Source organism: Streptococcus sp. FDAARGOS_192 (genome assembly GCF_002073815.2).
Taxonomy (GTDB): Bacteria; Bacillota; Bacilli; order Lactobacillales; family Streptococcaceae; genus Streptococcus; species Streptococcus salivarius_H.
On sequence record NZ_CP020431.2, the window covers coordinates 1780603 to 1793490 of the forward strand.

10 protein-coding genes and 2 pseudogenes are annotated in these 12888 nt (G+C 35.9%); all 12 read left to right on the top strand.

What is annotated here, in order from left to right; all coding sequences use genetic code 11:
* Positions 1–332: 332 nt before the first annotated feature.
* Positions 333–1766 (top strand): annotated as a pseudogene (locus tag A6J31_RS09185) (IS1182 family transposase).
* A gap of 903 nt (positions 1767–2669) precedes the next feature.
* On the top strand, positions 2670–2825 hold the full coding sequence (locus tag A6J31_RS11570) for a hypothetical protein (RefSeq protein WP_014635174.1): 156 nt from the start codon (positions 2670–2672) through the stop codon (positions 2823–2825).
* Entirely contained in the window at positions 2773–3381 is a 609-nt protein-coding gene (locus tag A6J31_RS09190; RefSeq protein ID WP_225791570.1) for a UDP-N-acetylglucosamine 2-epimerase, read from the top strand. The genes A6J31_RS11570 and A6J31_RS09190 overlap by 53 nt, the downstream gene beginning before the upstream one ends.
* A 29-nt stretch (positions 3382–3410) precedes the next feature.
* A pseudogene (locus tag A6J31_RS09195) lies at positions 3411–3644 on the top strand (PfkB family carbohydrate kinase); the annotation flags it as partial.
* Positions 3645–3665: 21 nt separating this feature from the next.
* The gene (locus A6J31_RS09200) at positions 3666–4703 is read left to right on the top strand and encodes a GGDEF domain-containing protein (protein WP_014635176.1); all 1038 of its coding nucleotides are present in this window, start codon (positions 3666–3668) and stop codon (positions 4701–4703) included.
* Between the two features lie 102 nt (positions 4704–4805).
* Positions 4806–5870, top strand: coding sequence for a bifunctional glycosyltransferase family 2/GtrA family protein (locus A6J31_RS09205; RefSeq protein WP_014635177.1), 1065 nt, complete (start codon positions 4806–4808; stop codon positions 5868–5870).
* Positions 5860–8085 carry a glycosyltransferase family 2 protein gene (locus A6J31_RS09210; protein ID WP_064520819.1) on the top strand — a complete coding sequence of 742 codons (2226 nt, stop codon included), beginning with the start codon at positions 5860–5862 and terminating at the stop codon, positions 8083–8085. The genes A6J31_RS09205 and A6J31_RS09210 overlap by 11 nt, the downstream gene beginning before the upstream one ends.
* A complete protein-coding gene (locus A6J31_RS09215; protein WP_064520820.1) occupies positions 8082–10022 on the top strand; it encodes a hypothetical protein in 1941 nt (646 codons plus the stop codon). The genes A6J31_RS09210 and A6J31_RS09215 overlap by 4 nt, the downstream gene beginning before the upstream one ends.
* A 631-nt stretch (positions 10023–10653) precedes the next feature.
* Positions 10654–11274 (top strand): hypothetical protein, encoded by a 621-nt coding sequence (locus A6J31_RS09225; protein ID WP_014635180.1) that lies wholly within the window; start codon positions 10654–10656, stop codon positions 11272–11274.
* 32 nt (positions 11275–11306) lie between these two features.
* Positions 11307–11585, top strand: coding sequence for a hypothetical protein (locus A6J31_RS11755; RefSeq protein ID WP_225791571.1), 279 nt, complete (start codon positions 11307–11309; stop codon positions 11583–11585).
* Positions 11586–11645: 60 nt separating this feature from the next.
* Complete coding sequence (locus A6J31_RS11760) at positions 11646–12092, top strand: hypothetical protein (RefSeq protein WP_225791572.1); 447 nt, start codon at positions 11646–11648, stop codon at positions 12090–12092.
* A 259-nt stretch (positions 12093–12351) separates the two neighbouring features.
* Positions 12352–12852: a hypothetical protein gene (locus A6J31_RS09235; protein WP_014635183.1), complete on the top strand. Its 501-nt coding sequence runs from the start codon at positions 12352–12354 to the stop codon at positions 12850–12852.
* Positions 12853–12888: the final 36 nt, after the last annotated feature.

Sequence of the window (12888 nt, forward strand, 5' to 3'; positions counted from 1 at the left end):
AACTGTCCGAAAAATATGTCTTTTCCCGAAAGTTTATTATTTGCTGTTATAATAGACATGCAAAACTTGTTCCAAGAATTTTTTAGGCTTGTTATCATCATAAATACTGATTTTAAGGGATTTAACTACTAGTAAACTTAACAACTTTTATATATTTTACACAATATAGGACAGTAAATGGACAGTGACAGCATAATTGAAGAGTGAACAAAAAGAGGTATAAAAATACCTCTTTCAGATTGAAGACAAAGTCCTCAGAAGTTATACTTCTGGGGACTTTTCTTGCTTCGAAGGAGTATAATAAAAGAAAAGGTATTTGATGAGGTACTCCTATGTTTCACAAAAATAATCCTGAATACAATCGTCGTCAAGTAGGTTTATATACTCTTGATGAACTTGTGCCTAAAGACCATTTTTTAAGAAAAGTTGAAGAAACGATTGATTTTACTTTTATTTATGATCTTGTCGAAGATAGTTATTCCTCCGATAATGGTCGTCCTAGTCTAGACCCTGTCCTGTTAGTTAAGATTCCTTTGATTCAATGTTTTTATGGCATTCGTTCTATGCGCCAAACCATCAAGGACATCGAGGTGAATACGGCTTATCGTTGGTTTCTTGGCTTATCTCTGGACGATAAGGTGCCACATTTTACAACTTACGGTAAGAACTATAGCCGACGCTTTCAAAATAAAGAATTATTAGCACACATTTTTAGTCATGTGCTTCATCAAGTTTTGGAGGTTGGGCTTATTGATCCCTCAGAAATCTTCATCGATGGGACACATATCAAGGCAGCTGCTAATAATCATAAGTACAAAAATGTTGTCGTTAATCAAAAAGCTAAATTCATGAGTGAACAACTGGACATTGAAATTAATTTAGACAGGAAGAAACATGCAAAAAAGGCGAGGCTAAACCTAAGAAACAATCAACGACAGACCCAGATAGTGGTTGGTTTCACAAGGGAGAACACAAGGAAGTCTTCGCTTATAATGCTCAGGTAGCCTGTGATAAACATGGTTGGGCCTTGGCTTATACAGTTGAAGCAGGTAACATCCATGATAGTCAGGCCTTCCCTGCTCTGTTTGCCAAGTTAGAACCCTTCTCCCCTGAATTCATTATTGCGGATTCAGGCTACAAAACACCTAGTATTGCCAAGTTTCTTTTAGAAAAAGGTATTACGCCAGTATTTCCTTACACTAGGCCAAGAGGTAAGAGAGGCTTTCTACGTCCTAGAGACTTTGTCTATGACGAGCATTTTGACTGCTATCTTTGTCCAGAGAACCAGGTATTAACTTACCGTACAACGACACGTGAAGGTTATAGAGAATATAAAAGTAATCCCGAAATTTGTAAGACCTGTCCCTTGTTAGCGATTTGTACTGAAAGTCGCCAGCACCAAAAAGTTGTTGTGCGTCATATTTGGAAAGATGCCTTAGAAATCTGTGAAGATATCCGTCATCAAAGTGGGATGATGGAACGGTACCAACACCGGAAAGAAACGATAGAACGTTTATTCGGAACAGCTAAAGAATATCATAACTTGCGTTATACCAGAGAAAAAGGAAAGTCCAAAATGGAAGATAAGGTTGGGCTTACTTTGGCATGTCTAAATATCAAAAAATTGGTAAAAATGATGGTAGGGAAGACCTGTTATTTTATCCAAATACCTCAATATTATTGGATTATGGGAGAATTAAGTGTGAATATAAAAAAAGACAAACATCAAAAACGATGTTTGTCTTCATTCTGAATCAGAATTTTAATAGGAATTCTGATTTTTTTATGCAAATCCATTTAAAAGCCAAAGGGTGTTTAATTATTATTTATTAAAATATAGATAAATATCATTTGATTAGTATTTGTTAAGTAGGAGTGCTTAATTCAAACGACCTCATTATAATGCTTATCACATACATTAAAATAATAAAAAATTGAAAGAAGGTTGAAAAATAAAAATAACATGCTATAATTATAGCGTCTATATGAATAGGGAACATGGGTAGTAGTAACTCGAAGCCAACCTGTTTGTAATATTTTGACTCTTTTGGGGAGAGTTGAATGATTACTTGTTGGTACTTGGTGCTATGTGATATGGTATTGGGATAGGGTTATCATACCGATGTTTTGATTTGTAAGATGGGGATAGAGCGTAAGTAAAGGGGACGCTCTTTAAAATGGGGAGAAGTTTTTATGAAATATATGTAAATTAGCAATACTGCTGGATTCAAAAACACTTTTATTAGCAAAGCGTTTTTTCTCCTGCAGTTTTTTTATTTATTAAATAGTGTATTTTTAAATTCGGGGGAGAAGACTAGAAAATCTCAAAACAATTGATATCCTTGGATGATATGACTTAGTTTTCTTGTCTTACTTCTTGAATTTTATACGTAATGATAGTCTTTTTATTGAGACCTTTTTCTTTATCTACTTTACATCATTTGCAAAACAAGACCAATAGCGAGGGCATTCCCTTTAATGCTTTTGGAGAAAGGATAACTCATTTTCCTTTTTATTGGGGATAATAAAGTGATAATGTAGAGTCTTATTTGTCAATATTATATTGATTTCGTATAGGTCATAGGGGGGATCTTATGGGAAAATTAAATATTATGGTTGTCTTTGGGACAAGACCAGAGGCAATTAAGATGGCGCCGTTAATTCTTTAGTTGAAAAAACATCAAGAAACCATTAATACTATTACAGTAGTCACAGCTCAACACCGTCAAATGCTTGACCAGGTTTTGGAGACTTTTGAAATAGTTCCTGATTATGATTTGGATATCATGGGAAAAAAATCAATCACTTCAGGAAATTACTTCTAAAATTTTGGCTAATTTTGATCCAGTTGTTAAGAAAGAACAACCTGATTTGGTTTTAGTTCATGGTGATACTACAACAACTTTTGCTGCTGGATTGGTTGCATTTTACAATAAAGTAAGTATTGGTCACGTTGAGGCTGGGCTTAGAACTTATGACAAATATTCACCATATCCAGAGGAAATGAATCGTCAGGTGACGGTTGTGACTAATTCTATCCATCATGCTGTTAAGCTGGTAGATCTCGGTATTAGTACTAGGATTATTGGTGGTAAGGTTAAACATTCAACAGATACCTCTATTGGAAGTACAGCTCTGGAACAAATCAGACAACTGAATTTTGATTGTGCTTTCATTGGTGCTAATGGAGTTGATGCCAATTATTTCACAATGCCAGATATGGAAGAGGCGGTCATTAAACGAACAGTGATAGCTAATGCGCAAAAAGCCTATGTTCTAGCTGATGCTTCTAAACTTGGTCAGGTTACCTATGCTAAGGTAGCCGAGGTTGAGAAAGTAACCATAATCACAAATGCTTCGGAAGAAGGGCTCCTTAAATAATTAAAAGAGAAAACGAGGGTTATTGAAGTATGATTTATACTGTGACGCTAAACCCATCAATCGACTTCATTGTTCGTATCGACAAGGTAGAGATTGGTGAAGTTAACCGTATAGAGAGTGATGATAAATTCGCTGGCGGTAAGGGTATTAATGTCAGCCGTATTCTACAACGTTTAGGAATTGACAATACTGCTACGGGCTTCATCGGTGGTTTTACAGGACGTTTTGTTACAGACAGTTTGGATGCTGAAGGTATTAAAACTACTTAGAATGGTGAAGCTGTAATGGTATTAGGAAAAGTAAGTGATTTTTTAATCAAGCATCAAAGATTGTTAACGTACTTAAGTATTTTTGCTGCGTTAATGTTATTAATGCGCTTAGTGTATGATGATGTTTTGATTGATCATGATAATCCCATCGTTTTAGCAATCTTTATAGGAATACTAGTTCTTTGGACCCTAGCATCTTACCTTAATCGAAGACAGCATATGCTATCCCACTTTATCTTACAGAGTTCGAAACTTATTAACGTCTATGCTGTAGACTTAGATTATCGTTTTATTGCGGTTAATAAGAATGATATTCGGCTCATGGAAGAAATCTTTTATTTCACTCCCAAAATTGGTGACTTTCCAATGAATTATCTTAATAGTGAAGATGCTGCGCGTTTAAAAGCAAATGTTGATCGTGCGAAAAAGGGTGAAACATTTATATTTATGGATACTATTAAGACAGGCGACAAAACGCTTTACTGGCAAAATATGTATTCTCCCATTTATAACAATCGCCAAAAAGTGATTGGTGTTTTTTGTTTTGTTCTTGATGTTACAGAGCAGAGACTTCATGAACTTGAAATACAGAGGATGGCATACGAAGATGTTTTAACACGGGTTCATAATCGACGATATATTGAGCTTGCTTTTGAGGAATGTCTGACACGTAAAGAAGAACAAATTACGGTTATTATATCTGATTTGGATAAATTCAAGGAAGCAAATGATACCTTTGGACATGCTACGGGAGATAAGATTCTAATTGAATTTGGTGATATTTTAACGAAGATAATGCCTGAAAGTGCTGTAATAGCAAGGTTAGGTGGAGATGAATTTGCGGTTTTACTCCCTGGAGTTTCTGAAAATCAAGCTGAATTTTTAATAAAACTTGTTCAAGCAGAAATGACTCTCAAAGATATGGGGATTACAGCATCTTTAGGTGCTTATACGGACTCTTATCAATCACATAAAAACTTCGTTGATTTTTTTGCAATAGCTGATAAGAAAATGTACGAAAATAAAAGTCAGAAAGGAAAATCAAATGTTTGACATTATTCTAGTCGATGACGGTAGTGGAGCTGATTTTGCACCGTTATTTGCAATAGCTGATAAGAAAATGTACGAAAATAAAAGTCAGAAAGGAGAACGTCGATGATGTTTCAAGATGTTGTTATTGTCATTCCTGCCTATGAACCTGATGACCGTTTGTTGGAACTTTTGAAAAATATTCGGGATAAGGAAAATCAAATGTTTGACATTATTCTAGTCGATGACGGTAGTGGAGCTGATTTTGCACCGTTATTTGCAATAGCGCAGAGTAACTATGCTTGTCATTTGCAAAGACACGCTGATAATAAAGGAAAAGGTCGTGCTTTAAAAACGGCTATTTCATATATTTTGGACAATTTTCCTAATGCCAAAGGAATTGTGACGATTGATTCTGATGGTCAACATACCTACGAAGACATGATGAAATGTTTGGCTGAATTTTTGCAACATCCTGATAGTTTGGTGCTGGGTGTTAGAAGATTTGAAAAATCTGTTCCTTTACGTAGTAAATTTGGAAATTTATTGACAAGAGACGTCTTGGGGGCTATGACAGGTATGAACGTTTCTGATACGCAAACGGGGCTTCGTGTGATTCCTATGTCATGGTTGCCAAAACTCTTAACCGTGGAGGGTGAACGGTATGAATTTGAGATGAATATGTTACTTGAGGCAAAAGAGGACAATATTCTGATTTGTGAAGTTGGCATTGCAACGATTTATTTGGATGAAAATCAGTCGTCGCATTTTGATGCGATTCGTGACTCGATTAGAATTTACAAGGTTTTCTTCAAGTACATTTTTTCAGCATTGTTTTCCTTCTTGGTTGATATTGTTGCTTTTACGATTTTAATTTCTTTGTTTAATGGATTGAGTTTTAGTGCGGTGACGTTAGCTTCGATTTTAGCGCGTGCGATATCATCTGTTGTTAATTTCACCTTGAATCATAAGGTGGTCTTTAAACGAGGTCAATCAAATAGTGCGATAAAATACTTCACTTTGGTGGTAGTACAGATTGTTTTGTCAAGTTTATTGGTAACAGTTCTAGGAAATGCCTTGACGACGCTGCCAATTTCATTGGTGAAGATTTTAGTTGACGGTACACTTTTCTTTGTCAGTTATTTTGTGCAAAAACATTTGATTTTTAGTGGAGGCGAGAATGAAGGCTAATAAGAGGATACTCTATTTCGTTGCATTTGTAACGACTGCCTTTTATTTAACTTGGCGTTTGGTGGCGACTATTCCGTGGCATGATTCATGGTTTGCGCTGATCTTTGGGATTTTATTGTGGGGAAGTGAGGTAGTTTCAGCCATTACAGGCTACATTCTCATTTGGAATAAGCAAAAGGACTTTGAACTTGAAAAGCCTGAGATTGCTAAGGAGCGTTACCCAGATGTGGATGTTTTGATTGCAACGCATAATGAGGATCCAGAGTTGCTTTATAAGACGATTAATGCCTGTACTTTTATGGAATATCCTGATAAGTCTAAGGTGCATATCTACGTCTGTGATGATACCAATCGTCTAGAAGTTGCCAAATTGGCTGATGAGCTTGGTGTTGGTTATTTTGGTTTGGCGGATAATAAAGATGCCAAATCAGGAAACTACAATAATGCTTTACGTCAGACGTCATCACCTTTGGTGGCGACATTTGATGCGGATATGATTCCTTATCGGGAATTCCTGTTGGAAACTGTGCCTTATTTTGTTGAACAAGTTGAGGCTTATGAAAATGGTGACGATTATGATAAGTCAAAAGTTGGTTTGATTCAAACGCCACAAAGTTTTTACAATGCTGATATTTTCCAATTTAACTTGTTTTCAGAATCAACCTTACCAAACGAACAAGATTTCTTTTCCAAAGAAATTAATGTTTGCAATAATTCGCACGGTGCAGCGGTTTATACGGGGTCTAATACGGTTATTTTCCGCAAGGCGATTGAAGATGTTGGTGGTTTTCCGACAGATACCATTACGGAGGATTTCGAGCTAGGTGTTCGGATGAATGCGGCTGGTTATGTAAATTATTCGACGAAAAGTCCAATGGCTAGCGGGTTAACGCCAACAGATTTGAAGAGTGTCATCAAACAGCGCGCGCGCTGGGGACGTGGCGTTATTCGCAGTAGCTACAATATGAATATCTTCTTTAATCCCAAATTGACAAAGGGGCAAAGAATTGTTTATATTAATGGCTATCTTTATTGGTGGTCTTTCTTTAGACGGTTATTGTATATCTTGGCACCGATTTTATATACGGTTTTCCATGTGCGTGTGGTGGTGTCAAATATCTGGCTACTGTTCCTATTCTGGTTGCCAAGTTACGCATTGACACACTTGTCAATGCGAGAAGTCTCAAAACAATACCGAACACAGGTTTGGGGAGAAATTGTGGAAACGATTTTTGCTCCGTATTTGTTTATTCCCATGATGTTGGAGTCCTTTGGCATTAGCGAAAAAAAATTTAAGGTGACACGTAAGGGAAATGATACGTCGTGGACGTTGTACCTTTATGCGCTTCCTTATCTTGTTTTATGGGGATTAGCCGTTTATGGGTTGGTGACTTTTAACTATGGAAAATTTGGTTCAGAGCTTTTTTATGGAAGTATTATCAGTTTTTGGTTGATTTATCATATCATCAATTTGACCTTTGCGATTTTCTGTGCGCTTGGTCGTCCGATTTATCGCTCAAGTGAGCGTTTTACTGTTGATGAAGCTATGGTTATTGAGGTTGATGATGATTCTTACCAAGTGAGAGTCTGTGATATTTCAGAAACGGGGATTTCATTCTATACGGATTTACCATTGTATTTGCCGAAAGAAAAAGAACTGACGCTTAATTTGCAATCACGTGATTACCATGCGAGGGTAAAAGGTCATGTTGTTCGTGTTTTTGCGATTGATAATGGTTGGCGCTACGGCGTTCAATTTTCAGAAATTCCTGAAGCTGATAAGCGCGAATTTTATCAGTACATTTATGACCGCATTAATCACAATCTTCCGAAGGAAAAAGACCCTTGGATGACAACATGGGATGATTTATTTGAGAACTTTAGTCAACGTTTCCAAAATAATGAACGTCCTGTTTCAGCCTATGACCAAGTAGCTTTTCCGAAAGTTCGTGTTAATGAAGAGGTTCAGGTTGCTGGAAAAAAATGCCAGCTTAGAAAGACAGATTATTATTACATGACATTTTCTGGAAAATTGACAAATCCTAAAAAAGGACCGAATGTCGCATTTACCTACAAAGATTTGCCAATTCAGTTGACTTTTGTGTCCTATGATATTGATAGAGACGAATCGCTTTATCGAGTTACCAATTTAGCGGATTTGGATAGCTTACCTGCTTTTAAAGCCTTAGCAAATGAATGGAGAGGGAGAGTATGATTAGTATTGCTAGATTACTGTTGTTCTTTGTGATTACCATGGGGTACAATGCCTTTTTCCGTAATACTGTGAAGATGAATCGCAGTCTGACATGGGTGTTTACATTTTCAGTCATTACATTGGTATTGTACCTTGGTAGTTTGTTAGGCTTTATGTTGCAGACCGTGTATGTCATTTCTGTTTTGGGCTGTCTTTTGAGTCTTTATTATCTTTGGGCGGTATGGAAAAAGAAATATCGCTTTGGGAGACTTGATTATATTGCGCTTGGAATGATGGCTTATTTGCTTTTGTTTGGAATAACGCTCTGGCATTCACCGCTTTTACATTATGATAATTTTACGCATTGGGCAACGATTGTAAAATTTTTCCATATCAATAATGCTTTGCCAACACAGCAGGATACGATTATTAGTTATTATACCTATCCTGTTGGAAGTTCACTTTTCATTTATTTTTTCACGACTATCGTAGGCTTTTCAGAAGGTAGTATGTTGGTCGGGCAATTCTTCTTGATTGCTTCCAGTCTTTATGCCATGTTTGCGGCACTTCGTGATGATCGACGTGTCTTAATGGTTAGCATGATTTTTGCTTCGTTTGCTGTTTTTAATACGTTCAACGTTGCTATTCGATTAAATAATTTGCTGGTTGATTTTCTGCTTCCGGCCTTGGCCTTGGCAGCCATAGCAGGTTGTTTTGTCTATCGTAATCGTTTCTGGTTTTTGTCGCTAAATACGGCGGTAATTCTTGGATTATTAAGTATCGTCAAAGTAAGTGGACTTTTCTTTGTCGCTCTCGTTTTAGTAGTTTATGTGGTTTGTATTGTGCGTTTACTTGTTCGTAAAAGAGCACGTTTAAAAGCACTAGTGCTGCTCATAATGACCTTGCTAGTCAGCTGTCTTCCTTTTGTTATTTGGCAAAAGCATGTGACGGATAATTTCCCAAATGCCTCAAGTGCCAAGCATGCGGTGTCCATGTCAGAACTTGGTCAGGTATTGACTGGAAATCTGTCAGGCGACCCACAAAAAATTATCACTCTTTTTGTCAAATCGGTGTTTACGTTTGACAGTTTGGCAAGCAATGGAATTTTGATAATCAATCTGATTATGCTGATTGCCTTTATTGTGATTGGCATTCGTTTGAAATATAAGAAATTTGTCTTGTTGACTTGGGGATTTGTTGATATTTCGATTGTGACTTACTATATTGGCATTTTACTCATGTATCTGACAGCAATGCCGACTGATGAAGCGTTAGAATTAGCAGGATTTGAGCGCTATGCTTCGAGCATCGTTATCTTTGCTTTTGGTTGTTTGACCATGGCTTTAGCATGGGTAATGGACAAGTGTCTGTATGAAAAAATCATTAGTAAACGTAATGCTAGGTCTTACAAGAGCTTATTTAATAAACACTTGTACCAATACGCGAGCCTTGTTTTGACAGTTTATGCCATTGGAATGTTCTTGTCAGAAAATAATAGCATTGTTTACAATAACAATCAGGAAACAAACGAGGTCGTAAAAGAAATTCATCAGTTTACTGGAAGTCAGAGTAATTCGTCAACGGATAGAATTTTGGTTGTAACAGCAGATAAGGAGAATGTAGATAATTATTTTGTCCAATATGCTAGTCGTTATTATCTGTGGGATGTCAATGTTGATGCCAGAGAAAATTTTGTGACGGCTGACCAAGAATTTTTAGATTTAATGGCATCATACAGCGACAGCGCAACAAGTTATTACCTCGGCAATGAAAATATCGATACTAGAGATGGTTCCAATTTAACAGACGATGACTTTATTGCACTCTTAAAAACGTATGACGAAGTCTTGATTTTAGATGACCATTATACGTTTAATGCCTTGACGAAAAAACTATTTGGTCGGACATATTCCCCAGGATTGTATAAAGTATCAGATATTCTTGCTGGAAAAGGGTAAGTTTTCTAGCTTTATCAAGCATAAGTCTTGATATTTCAAATAAAATATTCTATTATAACAAAAAATATGTAGAAGGAGGCGGAGTTTGTGACTTCGCCTCTTGTAGTGCTCAAAAGACTTTCTTGAACATTGGAGAGGAAGCTAAGATAAGTCCGTTTGAATTATCTGCTCTACTCATCACACAAAGCGAGGTCCTTAAAAGATACAATCCACGTTCCACACACTCAACACTAGCATAGAAAAATCTCATATCTACAAAAGCAATATCAGATTTTGGTTCTCGTGAACAATCAAAATAGCCCTTTATCTATCTCTTTTATAGTTGTTTTCCCAATATTCCCTTTCACCTTTTCCTATGCCTTCTGGTAGTTGCTTCAAACATTGTCCATACTTTGATATTTAACAATTTCAGTTATTTCAGCCAAAGAAAGTCGATGGGATGCTCTGCTAAAGTCCGTATCGAAGTAATCAACCTCTTCTATTTCAACTAAAATCTCATAATTTTGACCAAGATAATATTTAATTTCAGACGGTACTAACTTCTCTGATTCTTACTGAAGTAAAATAATTGAATTAAAAACCATGAAAATAAGATTTTCATGGTTTTTCTATTACTCAAAGAGGATCTCCTATGACAAAAATAGAAACATTTAGATGGCGTATGTGGCATGTTTATCTCCTTATTTTTATAACCATTCTACTTACAGGTACATTCGTTCGCTATGGTTATAGACTTCAAGCCGATTATTCTTTAGACGATAGACTTTACGACTATACTAACAAAAAAGTTACTGTAACATCCTTTCAAAACGTCAAAATTGGAAACTTTAACGTTTTAGGTGTTAAGTTTGGAAATGAAAAAGCACTGGAGAGAAGTCAATTAGCCGTCGGTCGCACCTATCTAGCCTTCCAAGAATCTAGGTATAAAGCATCTAAACACAAGAAGGACTCTAAAAATTATGATATTATCCACTATTATCAGCTTGGTAAAGATACTGGAAAAGGATACACTATTAATGTACTAGACCTTGCTAAGAAACTAGGATATGATGATCCCGGTTCCATGGATAATACCATGTTCTCCGATGGTAGGAATGAGTTTGTGAAATTTTCATCCTATGACAACGAAAAAGTATTCTATGTCAATTTACGCACCCATAAGGCAACAAAACCAAACCAGCAAAAGTCAGTCAATACTACGAATTTGCTAAACCTTACCGCTATCTCCTTTCAAAGGATAATTTTTCTATAGGTCATAAAGAGGATCCCCTCATTATCAACTCCATGCCCCTTATCTGGACCAAAGAAAGAAATTTTGCTGATTACAAAGATCAAGACAATAACGAATACAGTGACCAATCGCTCAAAAAAAGATTCAGCCTAATTATCGTAACAACTGATTCACTTAATTTGGATGATGACATTAAACTCCAAAAGGAGTTAACACCAAATAAGGAGGGTATCTATTGGTATTTTACAAGTACTGATACAACGACTGGACACCTCGAGGAAGTTAAAAGTCAAAAAGATTACAACCTACTAGTTAAGGAGAGTCATAACTAATATGGTAAAAATAACTTCAAATACCTTAAAATTACTATGCCCTTGATTTTATTATTGACCATGATTGCTATCTTTTTCTATTACAATGCTCAAGAAAATATTAGAGGTTTTTATAAAACTCGTGGATTTCAAGGAAAGGTGCAGATAACTGGTATCGGATGGGCAGATAAAATTACTTATCGTATGAATAAAGAAGATGAGGTTAAACATTACCTGATTTTCCATATTGATTATCAAGAGACCATTAATAACAAAAAAGAACATGTAAATACTCAACTTCCTCTCCATATTCAAGATTTACTCTATCTTTACATTGCCAGCCCAACAGAAAGCGACTCAGATTTTAATCGCCAAAATAGTGAATATAAGATTTTACCTGATGAAAGAGAATATGGGGACGACTTTATTAAAAAGTCTATTAAAATCAACCCTAGAAATCAAAAATTTATCAATGATATCTCTAAAGCTTTAAGTACCGAGAAAGATTTAAAAAATATTATTGTTTAGATAGAACCTGTACCATACACGACGCTCTATACTTATGAGAGGGGACATTCTAAAGCGCTAGGTGGCTATTATGATTTTTCACTTAAAGATGCTCTACGAAACAAACAACTTACTGTCCAATTGAGTTTTCCTTCTGGTTCCACGACTAAAGAAATTGACTTACATTCTCAATTAGAACAGGTACTTAAAAACTCTGAACTACCAGATGGATGGTATATCTTAAATCAAAATAACGACTTTCCAAAAGAGGTACATATTGATGACAATCAAATTAGAATTAACTGAAGAAAGAACTCAGAGAGAATTATCTGAGGAAGAATGGGCTTTCCCTATTTGGAGATGGGCGGCTTTCTCATTATTTGACACCCTAATCCTAGTTAGTCCCTTGACAAGAGAATTGATTTATCCTGGGGGAAGTGATTCTCGGTTTTACCTAGGTAAATCATTGGGTAACTTGATGCTAGATGATACACAACGCTTCATCTTTATTATTATCATTCTAACTCTTTTGCTACCTGCTTTTGCCTTAATCATAGAAAGCCTATTATTTTCAAAAGGATATCCTCTACTTTCAATAATATGTAGCTGTCTAATTTTTGTTAGTGCAACAGTCCTATTTGTCTACAGTCTCAGTATTGTCCCAGATTTTTGGAGCTTTACTATTTATAGTTATATGCTTTACCTTCTCTTCAACATAGGTAACTCCCTCAGAAAAATCAATAGAATCATCAATCTTAGGCAGAATAACACCAAAGCATAACAGCCTCTATCTACATAATACTCCCCTTTTAGTATA

Bases quoted from the DNA above. Each gene is read 5' to 3' on its own strand.
- A6J31_RS09190 (WP_225791570.1), top strand. From the start codon at position 2,773: ATGATTTGGATATCATGGGAAAAAAATCAATCACTTCAGGAAATTACT.
- A6J31_RS09200 (WP_014635176.1), top strand. From the start codon at position 3,666: ATGGTATTAGGAAAAGTAAGTGATTTTTTAATCAAGCATCAAAGATTG.
- A6J31_RS09205 (WP_014635177.1), top strand. From the start codon at position 4,806: ATGATGTTTCAAGATGTTGTTATTGTCATTCCTGCCTATGAACCTGAT.
- A6J31_RS09210 (WP_064520819.1), top strand. From the start codon at position 5,860: ATGAAGGCTAATAAGAGGATACTCTATTTCGTTGCATTTGTAACGACT.
- A6J31_RS09215 (WP_064520820.1), top strand. From the start codon at position 8,082: ATGATTAGTATTGCTAGATTACTGTTGTTCTTTGTGATTACCATGGGG.
- A6J31_RS09225 (WP_014635180.1), top strand. From the start codon at position 10,654: ATGACAAAAATAGAAACATTTAGATGGCGTATGTGGCATGTTTATCTC.
- A6J31_RS11755 (WP_225791571.1), top strand. From the start codon at position 11,307: ATGCCCCTTATCTGGACCAAAGAAAGAAATTTTGCTGATTACAAAGAT.
- A6J31_RS11760 (WP_225791572.1), top strand. From the start codon at position 11,646: ATGATTGCTATCTTTTTCTATTACAATGCTCAAGAAAATATTAGAGGT.
- A6J31_RS09235 (WP_014635183.1), top strand. From the start codon at position 12,352: ATGACAATCAAATTAGAATTAACTGAAGAAAGAACTCAGAGAGAATTA.